This window comes from Micrococcus sp. APC 4021 (assembly GCF_030407635.1).
GTDB lineage: Bacteria > Actinomycetota > Actinomycetes > Actinomycetales > Micrococcaceae > Micrococcus > Micrococcus luteus.
Genome location: NZ_JASDCZ010000006.1, coordinates 1 through 14,584, shown reverse-complemented (window position 1 = coordinate 14,584; position 14,584 = coordinate 1). Strand labels below are relative to the sequence as shown.

Annotated in this window: 22 protein-coding genes; 21 read left to right on the top strand and 1 reads right to left on the bottom strand. The window is 69.9% G+C overall.

Translation table 11 applies throughout. The annotated features are described in order from the left end of the window. The 21 genes from rplX to QL983_RS01245 all read left to right on the top strand — a co-directional run bounded on the left by rplX (window position 1) and on the right by QL983_RS01245 (window position 13,731). Window positions 1–342 carry a 50S ribosomal protein L24 gene (gene rplX / locus QL983_RS01345; RefSeq protein WP_036317770.1) on the top strand — a complete coding sequence of 114 codons (342 nt, stop codon included), beginning with the start codon at window positions 1–3 and terminating at the stop codon, window positions 340–342. After that, entirely contained in the window at window positions 342–917 is a 576-nt protein-coding gene (gene rplE / locus QL983_RS01340) for a 50S ribosomal protein L5 (protein WP_036317773.1), read from the top strand. The genes rplX and rplE overlap by 1 nt, the downstream gene beginning before the upstream one ends. 73 nt (window positions 918–990) lie before the next feature. Next, window positions 991–1,389 carry a 30S ribosomal protein S8 gene (rpsH, locus tag QL983_RS01335; protein WP_002857494.1) on the top strand — a complete coding sequence of 133 codons (399 nt, stop codon included), beginning with the start codon at window positions 991–993 and terminating at the stop codon, window positions 1,387–1,389. Between the two features lie 30 nt (window positions 1,390–1,419). Further along, window positions 1,420–1,953, top strand: a complete 534-nt coding sequence (gene rplF / locus QL983_RS01330) for a 50S ribosomal protein L6 (RefSeq protein ID WP_036317775.1) — start codon at window positions 1,420–1,422, stop codon at window positions 1,951–1,953. Next, window positions 1,953–2,327 carry a 50S ribosomal protein L18 gene (gene rplR, locus QL983_RS01325; protein ID WP_002857498.1) on the top strand — a complete coding sequence of 125 codons (375 nt, stop codon included), beginning with the start codon at window positions 1,953–1,955 and terminating at the stop codon, window positions 2,325–2,327. The genes rplF and rplR overlap by 1 nt, the downstream gene beginning before the upstream one ends. Next, window positions 2,324–3,073, top strand: a complete 750-nt coding sequence (gene rpsE / locus QL983_RS01320; RefSeq protein ID WP_002857500.1) for a 30S ribosomal protein S5 — start codon at window positions 2,324–2,326, stop codon at window positions 3,071–3,073. The genes rplR and rpsE overlap by 4 nt, the downstream gene beginning before the upstream one ends. Window positions 3,074–3,076: 3 nt before the next feature. Then, window positions 3,077–3,301, top strand: coding sequence for a 50S ribosomal protein L30 (rpmD, locus tag QL983_RS01315; protein WP_002857502.1), 225 nt, complete (start codon window positions 3,077–3,079; stop codon window positions 3,299–3,301). Continuing rightward, window positions 3,294–3,746: a 50S ribosomal protein L15 gene (gene rplO, locus QL983_RS01310; protein WP_036317776.1), complete on the top strand. Its 453-nt coding sequence runs from the start codon at window positions 3,294–3,296 to the stop codon at window positions 3,744–3,746. Before rpmD ends, rplO begins: the two co-directional genes overlap by 8 nt. A 165-nt stretch (window positions 3,747–3,911) precedes the next feature. Further along, a complete protein-coding gene (secY, locus tag QL983_RS01305) occupies window positions 3,912–5,219 on the top strand; it encodes a preprotein translocase subunit SecY (RefSeq protein WP_036317778.1) in 1,308 nt (435 codons plus the stop codon). A gap of 51 nt (window positions 5,220–5,270) precedes the next feature. Beyond that, complete coding sequence (locus QL983_RS01300; RefSeq protein ID WP_036317780.1) at window positions 5,271–5,888, top strand: adenylate kinase; 618 nt, start codon at window positions 5,271–5,273, stop codon at window positions 5,886–5,888. A 4-nt stretch (window positions 5,889–5,892) separates the two neighbouring features. Next, a complete protein-coding gene (gene map, locus QL983_RS01295) occupies window positions 5,893–6,735 on the top strand; it encodes a type I methionyl aminopeptidase (RefSeq protein ID WP_036317782.1) in 843 nt (280 codons plus the stop codon). Window positions 6,736–6,939: 204 nt separating this feature from the next. Next, the gene (infA, locus tag QL983_RS01290) at window positions 6,940–7,161 is read left to right on the top strand and encodes a translation initiation factor IF-1 (RefSeq protein ID WP_010080397.1); all 222 of its coding nucleotides are present in this window, start codon (window positions 6,940–6,942) and stop codon (window positions 7,159–7,161) included. Between the two features lie 35 nt (window positions 7,162–7,196). Next, entirely contained in the window at window positions 7,197–7,310 is a 114-nt protein-coding gene (rpmJ, locus tag QL983_RS01285) for a 50S ribosomal protein L36 (RefSeq protein WP_002857509.1), read from the top strand. 274 nt (window positions 7,311–7,584) lie between these two features. Continuing rightward, entirely contained in the window at window positions 7,585–7,953 is a 369-nt protein-coding gene (gene rpsM, locus QL983_RS01280) for a 30S ribosomal protein S13 (RefSeq protein ID WP_017487821.1), read from the top strand. An 83-nt stretch (window positions 7,954–8,036) separates the two neighbouring features. Next, window positions 8,037–8,441 carry a 30S ribosomal protein S11 gene (gene rpsK / locus QL983_RS01275; RefSeq protein ID WP_002857513.1) on the top strand — a complete coding sequence of 135 codons (405 nt, stop codon included), beginning with the start codon at window positions 8,037–8,039 and terminating at the stop codon, window positions 8,439–8,441. 131 nt (window positions 8,442–8,572) lie between these two features. Beyond that, window positions 8,573–9,571, top strand: coding sequence for a DNA-directed RNA polymerase subunit alpha (locus QL983_RS01270; protein WP_044659560.1), 999 nt, complete (start codon window positions 8,573–8,575; stop codon window positions 9,569–9,571). Between the two features lie 75 nt (window positions 9,572–9,646). Then, window positions 9,647–10,375, top strand: a complete 729-nt coding sequence (gene rplQ, locus QL983_RS01265; protein WP_115165964.1) for a 50S ribosomal protein L17 — start codon at window positions 9,647–9,649, stop codon at window positions 10,373–10,375. 117 nt (window positions 10,376–10,492) lie between these two features. Beyond that, window positions 10,493–11,386 carry a tRNA pseudouridine synthase A gene (locus QL983_RS01260; protein ID WP_290151123.1) on the top strand — a complete coding sequence of 298 codons (894 nt, stop codon included), beginning with the start codon at window positions 10,493–10,495 and terminating at the stop codon, window positions 11,384–11,386. A gap of 277 nt (window positions 11,387–11,663) precedes the next feature. Beyond that, window positions 11,664–12,107 carry a 50S ribosomal protein L13 gene (rplM, locus tag QL983_RS01255; protein ID WP_002857519.1) on the top strand — a complete coding sequence of 148 codons (444 nt, stop codon included), beginning with the start codon at window positions 11,664–11,666 and terminating at the stop codon, window positions 12,105–12,107. A 41-nt stretch (window positions 12,108–12,148) separates the two neighbouring features. Further along, entirely contained in the window at window positions 12,149–12,637 is a 489-nt protein-coding gene (rpsI, locus tag QL983_RS01250) for a 30S ribosomal protein S9 (RefSeq protein WP_036317791.1), read from the top strand. 200 nt (window positions 12,638–12,837) lie between these two features. Beyond that, window positions 12,838–13,731, top strand: coding sequence for a polyphosphate kinase (locus tag QL983_RS01245; protein WP_036317794.1), 894 nt, complete (start codon window positions 12,838–12,840; stop codon window positions 13,729–13,731). 68 nt (window positions 13,732–13,799) lie between these two features. On the opposite strand, the gene QL983_RS01240 is transcribed toward QL983_RS01245, so the two are convergent. Next, window positions 13,800–14,584, bottom strand: a 785-nt coding sequence (locus QL983_RS01240) for a peptidoglycan recognition family protein (RefSeq protein ID WP_290151122.1), incomplete at its 5' end; no start/stop codon positions are given.

The following is a 14,584-nucleotide window of genomic DNA, read 5'->3' as shown; positions in this document are numbered from 1 at the left end:
ATGGCCAAGATCAAGAAGGACGACCTCGTCCAGGTCATCAGTGGCAAGGACAAGGGCAAGCAGGGCAAGGTCCTGCGCGTGTTCCCGGCGGATGAGCGCGTGCTCGTCGAGGGCGTGAACCGCGTGACCAAGCACCTGCGCGCCGGCCAGGACAACAACGGTTCCACCGAGGGCGGCCTGCAGGTCGTCGAGGCCCCGATCCACATCTCGAACGTGGCCGTGGTGGACCCGGAGACCAAGAAGCCGACCCGTGTGGGCTACCGCTTCGAGACCGTCGAGAAGGACGGCGTGAGCAAGACCGTGAAGGTCCGCTTCGCCAAGGCCTCGGGGAAGGAGCTGTGATGACCGAGGTGCAGCAGACCGAGAAGGTCACCCCGCGTCTGAAGACCAAGTACCGCGACGAGATCCGCGGCGCCCTGCAGGAGCAGTTCCAGTACGGGAACGTCATGCAGGTGCCGGGTCTCGTGAAGGTCGTCGTCAACATGGGCGTCGGCGAGGCCGCCAAGGACTCCAAGATCATCGACGGCGCGGTCGCCGACCTCACCGCCATCACCGGCCAGAAGCCGATGATCACCAAGGCCCGCAAGTCCATCGCGCAGTTCAAGCTGCGTGAGGGCATGCCCATCGGCACGCACGCCACGCTCCGTGGCGACCGCATGTGGGAGTTCCTGGACCGCCTGGTCACGCTCGCGCTGCCGCGCATCCGTGACTTCCGCGGCCTGTCCGACCGCCAGTTCGACGGCAACGGCAACTACACCTTCGGCCTGTCCGAGCAGACCGTGTTCCACGAGATCGATCAGGACAAGATCGACCGCGTGCGCGGCATGGACATCACCGTGGTGACGACCGCCAAGAACGACGACGAGGGCCGCGCGCTGCTCAAGGCGCTGGGCTTCCCGTTCAAGACCGACCAGTAAGACCTCCACGCCACAGGTCCTCCACCGGTGAACCGGTGGCGGAAACCACGGCGAGAAAGGGCGTGAAGCCCACATGACCATGACCGATCCCGTCGCAGACATGCTGACCCGTCTGCGCAACGCAAACTCGGCCTACCACGACACCGTGTCCATGCCGTCCTCGAAGCTGAAGACTCGCGTCGCCGAGATCCTCAAGGCCGAGGGCTACATCCAGGACTGGCGCGAGGAGGAGGCCGAGGTCGGCAAGAAGCTGACCATCGACCTGAAGTTCGGCCCGCAGCGTGAGCGTGCGATCGCCGGCCTGCGCCGCATCTCCAAGCCGGGCCTGCGCGTGTACGCGAAGTCCACGAACCTGCCCCACGTGCTGGGCGGCCTCGGCATCGCCATCCTGTCCACCTCCTCTGGTCTCCTCACGAACCAGCAGGCCGCCAAGAAGGGCGTGGGCGGAGAAGTCCTCGCCTACGTCTGGTGACGGGCAAGACGGAAGAAAGGCTGAACTGACATGTCTCGAATCGGACGTCTCCCGATCACCATCCCCGCCGGCGTCGATGTGACCATCGACGGCGACCGCGTCTCCGTGAAGGGCCCCAAGGGCCAGCTCGAGCACTCGCTGCCCACGCCCATCACGGTCACCCTCGAGGAGGGGCAGGTCACCGTGGCCCGCCCCGACGACGAGCGTGAGTCCCGTTCCCTGCACGGTCTGACCCGCACCCTCATCAGCAACATGGTCGAGGGCGTGACCAACGGCTTCTCCAAGCAGCTCGAGGTCGTCGGCACCGGCTACCGCGTGCAGGCCAAGGGCCAGGACCTCGAGTTCGCCCTGGGCTACTCCCACCCCGTCCCGGTGAAGGCGCCCCAGGGCATCACCTTCACGGTGGAGGGCAACAAGGTCACCGTCGCCGGTATCGACAAGCAGCAGGTCGGCGAGACCGCCGCCAACATCCGCAAGCTGCGCCGCCCCGACCCGTACAAGGGCAAGGGCGTGCGCTACGCGGGCGAGCAGATCCGCCGCAAGGCCGGAAAGGCAGGTAAGTGATGTCTACTCTGAAGGTGAAGGGCAAGGGCAAGTTCAACGCCCGCACCCGCCGCCACCTCCGGGTGCGCAAGCGGATCTCCGGCACCACCGTCCGTCCCCGCCTCGTCGTCAACCGCTCTGCACGGCACATGTTCGTGCAGGTCGTGGACGACACGCAGAGCCGCACGCTCGCGTACGCCTCCACCATGGAGGCCGACGTGCGTGCGCTCGAGGGCGACAAGACGGCCAAGGCCAAGCGCGTGGGCGAGCTCGTCGCCGAGCGTGCCAAGGCGGCCGGCATCGAGGCCGTGGTCTTCGACCGCGGCGGCAACAAGTACCACGGGCGCGTCGCGGCCGTGGCCGACGGTGCGCGAGAGGGTGGGCTGCAGCTGTGACCGAGAACATCAACCAGAAGGACACTCAGGTGACCGAGAGCACCGAGACCACCGTCTCCGAGACCGGGTCGGGCTCGGCGAGCCAGACCACCGAGCGCGCCACCGGTGGCCGCGGCGGTCGCGACGGCGGCCGCGGTGGCCGTGACGGCGATCGTCGTGGCGGCCGTCGCGACGACCGCAACCGTCGTGGCGCCCAGGACGACGAGAAGGACCAGTTCCTCGAGCGCGTCGTGGGCATCAACCGCGTCTCCAAGGTCGTCAAGGGCGGCCGCCGCTTCTCCTTCACCGCCCTCGTGGTGGTGGGTGACGGCGACGGCACCGTCGGCGTCGGCTACGGCAAGGCGAAGGAGGTCCCCGCCGCGATCCAGAAGGCCGTGGAGGAGGCCAAGAAGTCCTTCTTCCGCGTCCCCCGCGTCGGCTCCACCATCCCGCACCTGGTGCAGGGTGAGGACGCCGCCGGCGTCGTGCTGCTCCGCCCGGCCTCCCCGGGTACCGGCGTGATCGCCGGCGGTCCGGTGCGCGCCGTGCTCGAGTGCGCCGGCATCCACGACGTGCTGTCCAAGTCCATGGGCTCCGTGAACGCGATCAACATCGTGCGCGGCACCGTGGACGCCCTCAAGAAGCTGGAAGAGCCCCAGGCCGTCGCCGCCCGCCGCGGCAAGGCCCTGGACGAGATCGCCCCCCATGCGATGCTGCGCACCATGGAGAACGATCGCGCCCAGAAGAGCGCGAAGGCAGGTGCGTGAGCCGTGTTTGAGCCCACCCGCAAGAACATCCAGCCCTCGGACGCCACCCTGGTCATCACCCAGACCCGCGGCGTCACGGGCTCCAAGCAGAACCATCGGGACACCCTGCGCTCGCTGGGCCTGAAGCGGATCGGCCACCAGGTCACCCGCAAGGCCGACGCGGTGACGGTCGGCATGGTCAACACCGTGCCGCACCTGGTGTCCGTGGAGGAGGTCAACAATGGCTGACAACGACGCCATCAAGGTCCACGACCTGCGTCCGGCCCCCGGTGCCAAGACCGCCAAGACCCGTGTGGGTCGCGGTGAGGCGTCGAAGGGCAAGACCGCCGGTCGCGGCACCAAGGGCACCAAAGCCCGTTACCAGGTCCGTGCGGGCTTCGAGGGCGGCCAGCTGCCCCTGCAGATGCGTCTGCCGAAGCTCCGCGGCTTCAAGAACCCGTTCCGCACGGAGTACCAGGTCGTGAACCTGGACAAGCTCTCCGCGCACTTCCCCGAGGGCGGTGAGGTCACCGTGGACGCGCTCGTGTCCAAGGGCCTCGTCCGTCGCGGTCAGCCCGTCAAGGTGCTGGGCACGGGGGAGATCACCTCGGCCGTGCAGGTGAAGGCGAACGCCTTCTCCTCGTCCGCCGTGGAGAAGATCCAGGCCGCCGGCGGGTCCACCGAGACCCTCTGACACGCCGACCCATCCACCGAGGGCCCTGGCCCGGAGCAGCCGCTCCGGACCAGGGCCCTCGGTCCATCCGTGTAGACTCGCACAGCGGCCGCCCCGGTGTGGCCGCCGTCTCGTGCCCCGCCCCGCGGCCGGCGCGCGCCCCACAGGACCACCGCAGGAGGACTCGTGCTCAAGGCCATCGCCCGGATCGTCCGGACGCCTGACCTGTTGCGGAAGATCGCCTTCACGCTCGCGCTCATCGCCGTCTACCGGATGGGCGCCTTCGTGCCGGCCCCCGGGGTGGACTACCCGGCGGTGCAGCAGTGTCTCGCGGCGGGCAACGCCCAGGGCGGCCTGTACTCCTTCGTGAACATGTTCTCGGGCGGGGCGCTCCTGCAGGTGTCCGTCTTCGCGCTCGGCATCATGCCCTACATCACGGCGTCGATCATCGTGCAGCTGCTGCGCGTGGTGATCCCGCGCTTCGAGCAGCTCCACCAGGAGGGCCCGCAGGGCCAGGCGACGCTGACGCAGTACACCCGCTACCTGACCCTCGCCCTCGCCCTGCTGCAGGCGACCACGATGGCCTCGCTGGCCCGCACCGGGGCCCTGCTCGGATGCAGCCTGCCGCTGCTGCGCGACGGCTCCATCCTCACGGTGCTGCTCGTGGTCATCGCCCTGACCACCGGCTGTCTCATCGTCATGTGGTTCGGCGAGCGGATCACCGAGAACGGCGTGGGCAACGGCATGTCCCTGCTGATCTTCACCTCCATCGCGGCGGGCTTTCCGGCCGGCCTCGGCCAGGTGGTCCAGACGCAGGGCTGGCGCGTGTTCGCGATCGTCATGGGGATCGGCCTGCTCACCATGCTGGCCATCGTCTTCGTGGAGGAGTCGCAGCGCCGGATCCCGGTCCAGTACGCCAAGCGGCAGATCGGCTCGCGGACCGTGGGCGGGTCGAGCACCTACATCCCGGTCAAGGTGAACATGGCCAACGTCATCCCGGTCATCTTCGCCTCCTCCGTGCTGATGCTCCCGAGCATCCTCATCCAGTTCAACACGCCGCAGGACGGCAGTGCGCCGGCCCCGTGGATCACGTGGCTGAGCCGGTACTTCGGCCCCGGCGACCACCCGGTGTACATGGCCCTGTACTTCCTGCTCATCATCGGCTTCACGTACTTCTACGTGTCCATCACGTTCAACCCGGTGGAGATCTCGGACAACATGAAGCGCTACGGCGGCTTCATCCCCGGCGTCCGCGCCGGCCGGCCCACCGAGCGTTACCTGCAGTACGTCATCAGCCGCATCACGCTCGTGGGCGCCCTCTACCTGGGTATCGTGGCCATGATCCCGCTGATCGCCTTCGCGGTGATCGGCACCAGCCAGAACTTCCCGCTCGGCGGCACGTCCATCCTCATCATGGTGGGCGTCGGCCTCCAGACCGTGAAGCAGGTCAGCGCACAGATGGAGCAGCGCCACTACGAGGGCCTGCTGCGCTGAGCCCCGACCCGATCCCGCAACGCCGTCCGTATCGACAGTGAGGAACACACGATGACCCGCATGCTGCTCATGGGCCCTCCCGGTTCCGGCAAGGGCACCCAGGCCGCCCGGATCGCCGACAAGCTGGGGATCGTCCCGATCTCCACCGGTGACATCTTCCGCCACAACGTGAAGTCGATGACGCCGCTCGGCGTCGAGGCCAAGAAGTACATCGACAACGGCGACTTCGTCCCCGATGAGGTCACGAACCGCATGGTCGCGGACCGCATCGCCCAGGCCGACGCGGAGCACGGCTTCCTGCTGGACGGCTACCCGCGCACGAAGGGCCAGGTCGAGGCGCTGGACGCCATGCTCGCCGAGTCCGGCCAGTCGCTGTCCGCCGTCGTCGAGCTGGAGGTGCCCGACGAGGAGCTCGTGGAGCGTCTGCTCAAGCGTGCCGAGATCGAGGGCCGCGCGGACGACACCCAGGAGGTCATCGAGCACCGCCTGGACCTGTACCACCGCGAGACCGAGTCCGTCATCCAGGAGTACGTGGAGCGCGGCATCGTCGCCCGCGTGGACGGCACCGGGCAGATCGACGACGTCACCGAGCGCCTGCTGCAGGCCGTGTACTCCGTGCGCGCAGCCACGGGCTCCCTGCCCGTGATCCAGCCGGGCGCGGAGTCCTGACCCCGTGATCGGCCGCCGCTCGCTCGAGCTCAAGACCGCCCCCCAGCTGCAGGCCATGCAGCGCGCGGGGGTGGTCCTGTCCGAGGCCCTGGACGCCACGCTGACCGCGGCCGCGCCGGGCGTCACCACCGCGGAGCTGGACGCCGTGTTCGCGGGCGTCCTGGCCGAGCGCGGTGCGACCTCCAACTTCCTGGGCTACTACGACTTCCCGGCCTCGATCTGCACCTCGGTCAACGACGAGGTCGTGCACGGCATCCCCGGGGACCGGGTCCTGCAGACCGGCGACGTGCTGAAGGTCGACGGGGGCGCGATCGTGGACGGCTGGCACGCCGACTCGGCCCGCACGGTGATCCTGGGCTCCTCCGCGGCCGGCACCGCGGACCCGGCCGACGAGCGCCTCTCGGCGATCACGCGGGAGGCGCTCTGGGTCGGCATCGCGGCCTTCGCGTCCGCCACCCATGTCGGGGACATCGGGGACGCCATCGACGACTTCGTCTCGGCGCAGCCGGGCGAGGAGCTCGGCATCCTCGAGGAGTACGTGGGGCACGGCATCGGCTCGGCCATGCACCTGCCCCCGGACGTGTTCAACTACCGCACCGGCCACCGGGGCCCCAAGATCCGCCCCGGTCTGGCGCTCGCCATCGAGCCGATGCTGGTGCGTGGCTCCATCGACACGAAGGTGCTCGCGGACGACTGGACCGTGGTGACCCTCGACGGCGCCCGCGCCAGCCAGTGGGAGCACTCGGTCTGCCGGCACGACGGCGGTGTGTGGGTGCTCACCGCGCCCGACGGCGGCGCCTCCGAGCTCGCCCGGTTCGGCGTGGTCCCGGTCCCGCCGGGGGAGTGAGCGGCCCGAGCTGTCGGCCGTCCGTCCCGCCCGTCCGGCGGACCGGGCGGCCGTCGTCGTCTGTGCTGGTTCTCAGACCGAGAATGCGGTATCATCGAACGTTGTTCGTGTGCGCGCACTCGTGTGCGCCGGCGAGCAGACCCGTTCCCGCCCCGTCACCCGGCCCTCCGCGGCCGTGCCCGGGGCATGACGATTGTGGAGGACATGGCTAAGAAGGAAGGTGTCATCGAGGTCGAGGGCACGGTGTCGGAGGCATTGCCGAACGCGATGTTCCGGGTCCGTCTGCAGAACGAGCACGTCGTGCTCGCCACGATCTCCGGAAAGATGCGTCAGCACTACATCCGCATCCTCCCCGAGGATCGCGTCGTGGTGGAGCTTAGCCCGTACGACCTCAACCGGGGTCGGATCGTGTACCGATACAAGTAAGAACCCCCGTCCAAGCGAGCGCAGGAGGAAGAGCCGTGAAGGTTCAGCCGAGCGTGAAGCGGATTTGTGACAAGTGCCAGGTCGTGCGCCGTAAGGGCCGCGTGCTGGTGATCTGCTCGAACCCGCGCCACAAGCAGCGCCAGGGCTGATCGCCTCCCCGGGAGCCCGGGGAGCGACGCCGTCGCGTTGACCACACCACCCACCGGCCATCGGGCCGAACAGCAGGGACAGCGGTCCACCCCGTGAGGGGAGGGCCCCCACCTCCGGCCGCAGGGGCCGGAGACCGACGACGGCGGACGCCCGCCGCGGAGCACGCCGGATCTTCCCCGGCGCCGCGACGACGGGTCCGCGAGGCCCAGTGCCGCGTCGTGCGGGACGTCCCTGGTGCAGACCCCTGCTGCAGAAGAACAGGAGGACGGCCACATGGCTCGTCTTGCAGGCGTTGACATTCCGCGCGAGAAGCGCGTGATCATCGCACTCACGTACATCTACGGTGTGGGCAAGACCCGCGCTGAGGAGACCCTCGCCGCCACGGGCATCGACCCGAACATCCGCGTGAAGGACCTCTCCGACGAGCAGCTGGTGCAGCTGCGCGACCACATCGAGGGCAGCTACAAGGTGGAGGGCGACCTCCGCCGCGAGGTGGCCGCCGACATCCGTCGCAAGGTGGAGATCGGCTCCTACGAGGGCCTGCGCCACCGCCGCGGCCTGCCGGTGCGCGGCCAGCGCACGAAGACCAACGCCCGTACCCGCAAGGGCCCCAAGAAGACGGTCGCCGGCAAGAAGAAGTGATCCTGCACCGGCGGTGACCGCGTCCACGTCCGGACGCCCCGCCCGCAGCATCAGCACCAGCAGCTTTCCCGGAGGAGAATCACATGCCCCCCAAGACTCGCGCATCGGCTGCCCGCAAGCCGCGTCGCAAGGCCAACAAGAACATCACCGTGGGCCAGGCCCACATCAAGAGCACGTTCAACAACACCATCGTGTCCATCACGGACACCACGGGTGCCGTCATCTCCTGGGCCTCGTCCGGCGAGGTCGGCTTCAAGGGGTCGCGCAAGTCGACCCCGTACGCCGCGCAGATGGCCGCCGAGCAGGCCGCCAAGCGTGCGCAGGAGCACGGCATGAAGAAGGTGGACGTCTTCGTGAAGGGTCCGGGCTCGGGCCGCGAGACCGCCATCCGCTCCCTGCAGGCCGCCGGCCTCGAGGTGGGGTCCATCCAGGACGTCACCCCCATGGCCCACAACGGCGCTCGCCCGGCGAAGCGCCGCCGCGTCTGACCTGAGCGCTGTGTCCGCGTCCGCCCCGCCCGGGGCGGACGCGGACAGGTCTGCGGACCTGCCCCCACCCCGTCCTCGTTTCCACCCACCGCGTGCGTCATATGGCGGACGCTCGCCGAAAGGAAATGTCCGTGCTCATTGCACAGCGCCCCACGCTGACCGAAGAGGTCGTCTCCGACCGTCGTTCCCGGTTCGTCATCGAGCCCCTGGAGCCCGGCTTCGGCTACACCCTCGGCAACTCCCTGCGCCGCACTCTGCTCTCGTCGATCCCCGGTGCTGCCGTGACCAGCATCCGCGTGGACGGCGTGCTGCACGAGTTCAGCACCGTCAACGGAGTCAAGGAGGATGTCACCGAGATCATCCTCAACATCAAGAAGCTCTCCGTCTCCTCGGAGAACGACGAGCCCGTGGTGGCCTACCTGCGCAAGCAGGGGGCCGGCGTCGTCACCGCCGCGGACATCACCGCGCCGGCCGGCGTCGAGATCCACAACCCGGACCTGCACATCGCGACCCTGAACGCGAAGGGCAAGTTCGACATGGAGCTGACCATCGAGCGCGGTCGCGGCTACGTGACCGCCGCCCAGAACAAGTCCGCGGACGCGGAGATCGGCCGCATCCCGGTCGACTCCATCTACTCGCCGGTCCTCAAGGTGACCTTCAAGGTCGAGGCCACCCGTGTGGAGCAGCGCACCGACTTCGACCGTCTGATCCTGGACGTGGAGACCAAGGAGAACATGCTGCCGCGTGACGCGGTGGCCTCTGCCGGCTCCACCCTGGTCGAGCTGTTCGGCCTGGCCCGCTCGCTCAACGTCGAGGCCGAGGGCATCGACCTGGGTGACGAGCCCGAGGTCGTCGAGGGCTCCGCCGACCTGGCCCAGCCGATCGAGGAGCTCGAGCTCACCGTGCGCTCGTACAACTGCCTCAAGCGCGAGGGCATCCACACCGTGGGCGAGCTCGTGGGCCGTTCCGAGGCCGACCTGATGGACATCCGCAACTTCGGCGCGAAGTCCATCGACGAGGTCAAGGAGAAGCTCCAGGAGCTGGGCCTGTCCCTCAAGGACTCGCCGGCCGGCTACGACCCGCAGGCGCACGCGCGCCAGATGGACGACGACCCGTTCTCGGACTACTGAGCCGATTCCGCACCACCTGACATCTTCGACCCGACGCCGCAGCCGGCTGAAGGGTCCCACCCGAGGAGAAACACCATGCCTACCCCCACCAAGGGTCCGCGTCTGGGCGGCAGCCCGGCCCACGAGCGCATCATGCTGGCGAACATGTCCGCCCAGCTGTTCGAGCACAAGTCGATCACCACGACGCTCACCCGCGCCAAGCGCCTGCGCCCGTACGCCGAGCGCCTGATCACCTTCGCCAAGAAGGGCGATCTGCCGGCCCGCCGCAAGGTGCAGGGTCTCATCGCCGCCAAGAACCGCACCAACAAGGCGGTCGTGCACGAGCTGTTCACCGTGATCGGCCCCGCGATGGCCGAGCGCAACGGCGGCTACACCCGCATCACCAAGATCGGCAACCGCCAGGGCGACAACGCGCCCATGGCCGTGATCGAGCTGATCATGGACCCGATCTCCGGCAAGCAGGCCGTGGTGCGTGAGGCCGAGCAGGCCGCCGCATCCGCGCCGGCCGCCCCGGCCGAGTCCACCCCGGTGGAGGCCGTCGACCCGGCCGCCACCGAGGAGGTCACCGTGGCCGAGTCGCAGGAGACCGCCGCCGAGATCGACGGCGCCGTGCCCACCAACGAGGACGGCTCGGCTCCGGCCGAGGCCACCATCAAGGGCAACGCCAGCTCGAAGAAGTACCACGTCCCCGGCTCGCGCTGGTACGACCAGACCACCGCCGAGGTCTGGTTCTCCACCGTCGAGGAGGCCAAGGCCGCGGGCTTCGAGCCCGCCGGTGGCGAGGCCGCACAGAAGATGGCCTGACGCCATCGCGTGAGTCCGCGTCCGTCCCCGTGACGACGCCCCGGCGAGGGCCGTCCACCACTCGGTGGGCGGCCCTTCGCCGTCTCCCGCCCCGCCCCGACCCGCTTGAGGAGCAGCATGAGCGAGCAGCACCGCCCGGACGCCCCGCCGGCGCCCGGGGAACCCGCGTCCGTGCGGGTCCGCCTGGACCTGGCCTACGACGGCGGCGCCTTCCACGGCTGGGCCCGCCAGCCCGGTCTCGACTCGATCCAGGGCGCTCTGGAGGAGGGGCTCGGGCGGATCCTGCGCCGGCCCGTGCGCACGGTGGTCGCCGGCCGCACCGACGCGGGGGTGCACGCGCGCGGCCAGGTCGTCCACCTCGACCTGACCGAGACGGAGTGGGCGGGCCTGACCCGCGGCCGGCCCGGCCTGGAGCCGGCCACCTCCCTCACCCGCCGCCTCGGCGGGGTGCTCTCCGGGTGGGGCGGGGCCGTCGTCGTGCACGGGGCGCGGCGGGCTCCCGCGGGCTTCGACGCGCGGTTCAGCGCGCTGTGGCGCGAGTACGAGTATCGGATCGACGACGCACCCGCCGCGCGTGATCCGCGCACGCGGGGCTTCACCCACTGGCACGGCGCTGCCCTGGACGATCGCCTCATGGCCCTGGAGGCCGACGCCGTCCTCGGACTGCACGACTTCCTGTCCTTCTGCCGGCCCCGCGCGGGCGCCACGACCATCCGCGAGGTGAAGCACCTGGAGGTGCGACGCGATGTGGACGGCGTCGTGCGCGTCCGGATCCGGGCCGACGCGTTCTGCCACAACATGGTCCGGGCGATCGTCGGGGCGCTACTGCAGGTGGGGGAGGGGGCCCGCGAGCCCGGCTGGCTCGCGCACCGGGTGGCGAGGCCGGCCCGCGACTCCGAGGTGCGCCTCGCCCCGCCCGGGGGGCTGACGCTGCTCGCCGTCGGCTATCCCGACGAGGCGGCGGAGCTGCGCCGGCGCGCCGAGGGCACCCGGGCGAAGCGGACCCTGTGAGCCGGGGTCGCCCGCGGCGACGGCTTTTGGCTCCGAGGCCCGCGTTCGGTAGGATGGGTGGACGTTGCGCATGCCCGCACCCGGATGCGTCGTGCCGCGAGTGGCTCAGTTGCATGGCCTTCAGCTCGCGCCGCACCCCCGGGGCATCGGGCCCGGACGCCTTCCAGCCCTCACCTGGGGGACCGGCGCGCACGGAGAACTGACAGCGCGAGCGCGCCGGAATCACGACCCGGCGGGCAGGTGCTGTGGACCACCACCGACCCTGAAGGCAGACAACGTGCGTACGTACTCTCCCAAGCCTGGTGACGCCGACCGTCAGTGGCACATCATCGATGCCACCGACGTCGTCCTCGGCCGCCTGGCCTCCCACACCGCCACCCTCCTGCGCGGCAAGCACAAGCCGACGTTCGCCCCCCACATGGACATGGGCGACTACGTCATCATCGTGAACGCCGAGAAGGTCGCCCTCACCGGCGCCAAGCTCGAGAAGAAGCGCGCCTACCGCCACTCGGGCTACCCGGGCGGCCTGAAGTCGCAGTCCTACGCCGAGCTGCTCGAGACCAACCCGGTCCGCGCCGTGGAGAAGGCCGTCAAGGGCATGCTCCCGAAGAACTCGCTGGCCGCCCAGCAGCTCTCCAAGCTGAAGGTGTACAAGGGCGCCGAGCACCCGCACACCGCCCAGCAGCCCCAGACCTTCGAGATCGGCCAGGTCGCCCAGTGACCCCGGCGGGCCACTGACGCAGACCTTCCCTGAGGAGAACCATGAGCATCAACGAGAACGACGACGTGGAGCTGACGAGCTACACCTCTGAGTCCACCGCCGCCGCCGAGGCCCCCGTCGCCTCCGAGCGCCCGGCCCTGACCGTGCCCGGCTCCGCCGTCGGCCGCCGCAAGGAGGCCGTGGCCCGCGTGCGCCTCGTCCCCGGCTCCGGCCAGTGGACCATCAACGGCCGCGCCCTGGAGAACTACTTCCCGAACAAGCTGCACCAGCAGGAGGTCTCCGACCCCTTCACGCTGTTGGAGCTGACCGGCGCCTACGACGTGATCGCCCGCATCCACGGCGGCGGCCCCTCCGGCCAGGCCGGTGCGCTGCGCCTGGGCATCTCCCGCGCCCTCAACGAGATCGACCGCGAGCACAACCGCCCGGCGCTCAAGAAGGCCGGCTTCCTGACCCGCGACGCCCGCGTCATCGAGCGCAAGAAGGCCGGCCTCAAGAAGGCCCGCAAGGCCTCGCAGTTCTCGAAGCGCTGATCCTGCGCCGCACGGTGTCCCCACCGTGCCCCCGCCGACGCCCCGTCCCGCTCCTCACGAGCGGGGCGGGGCGTCCGCCGTCTCCGTGGGCCGGCGGCACCTGACCCAGGGGTAATATGAAGGCGCATGGCGACGACGCCATGACGGGCCGCTCGCCCGTCCGGTGCGCGGTCCGATCGAAGACACCCTCAGGAGCCGCCGTGGCCGAGAACACGAGTCCTACGCCCGACCCCCGCACCCGTGGCGAGCACGGCGCGGAGCACGCCGCGCAGGCCCCCTTCGCCGTGACCCGTGACTACGCCGCCGAGGTGGACGAGATCCGAGAGCTGGGCCGCAAGCTCGGCGGGGAGAAGAAGACCCCCACCCCGGACCCGCAGGCCTGGCGTGAGGGCTACCCGTACAAGACCAAGCTCAGCCGCAAGAGCTACGAGCGACGCAAGCGCGAGCTGCAGATCGAGCTGCTGAAGATGCAGCTCTGGGTCAAGGAGACCGGCCAGAAGGTCCTGATCATCTTCGAGGGCCGCGACGCCGCCGGCAAGGGCGGCGCCATCAAGCGCTTCAACGAGCACCTCAACCCCCGCGGCGCCCGGACCGTGGCCCTGGAGAAGCCCACGGAGGAGGAGGCCTCGCAGTGGTACTTCCAGCGTTACATCCAGCACCTCGAGTTCATGCGCGAGACCCCTGAGCTGGAGCGCATGCTCGTCAACTCCGGCGTGCACATCATCAAGTTCTGGTTCTCCGTGTCCCAGCGTGAGCAGCTCAATCGCTTCGCCGCGCGGGAGACCGACCCCGTGCGTCGCTGGAAGCTCTCGCCCACCGACCTGGCCTCCCTGGACAAGTGGGACGACTACACGAACGCGAAGGAGGCCATGTTCTTCTACACGCACACGGCCGACGCCCCGTGGACCGTCGTGAAGTCGAACGACAAGAAGCGCGCCCGCCTCGAGGCCATCCGCCATGTGCTGCACACGCTGCCCTACCCGGACAAGGACGAGCGCATCGTCCACCGCCCCGACCCGCAGATCTGCGGCCCGGCCAACGAGCTGGCCGAGTACGGCGAGGTCTCCGGCGGATCGTTCCCGCGCGTGCGCTGACCGGGCCGCGCACGACGGCGCCCCTCACCGTCCGGTGAGGGGCGCCGTCGTGGGGAGCGGGGGCGGGTTCAGCCGCGCTCCTCCTCCACGTACTCCGGGGTGACGTGTGCGTCGTCGAAGAGGTTGTCCGCCCCGAAGCCCTCCGAGACGTGGTACTCGCCCGAGGCCAGGGAGAGGCGGACGTCCTCGCGCAGGATCGGCAGCTTGGCGTAGAACGCGTCGCCGCAGCAGCTGGTGGCGGTGACGTCGCGGTGGCCGATGATGCGGGACGGCGGCAGCTCGTACTGCTGGCAGATGTAGGCGACGAGCGGCACCAGGCCGGCGTAGAGGCTCTGCGGCGGCGGGTTCAGCATGTACAGCCCCTCGCACTCGATGCCGAGCGCATACGCGTTGAACCCGAGCGCGTGGACGCCGAGCATGAACGTCTGTCCGCCCTCGAGCGCGTGCCGGGAGCCGTGGCGGCCCTCCATCGCGAAGCCGCCGCGGGAGACGGTGAAGTGCTGCCCGGTGTCGCCCCAGTCGTTCGCGGGGCTCATGTGCGCGTTCTGGACCACCTGCGCGATGCTCTCCGCCGCCTCCCGGGAGCCGTCCGTGACGTTCGGCGTGGTGGTGTGGTGGATCACCAGGTAGGAGGGGCGCTCGTTCAGGGTCTGCAGGTAGTAGTTGGGCTGCATGGCGCCCCACTGCGCGGTGGTGATGATGTCCGGGGCGGGCAGACGGGTGGCCTGCTCGTCGCCCTCCGAGCTCTGCTCGGCCTGCTCATCACGCCCGCAGCCGGCCACGCCGGCGGCGATCGCCAGGCCCGTGCCGCCCAGCACGCTGCGGCGCGTCCAGGAACGGGAGGGCGGGGGCG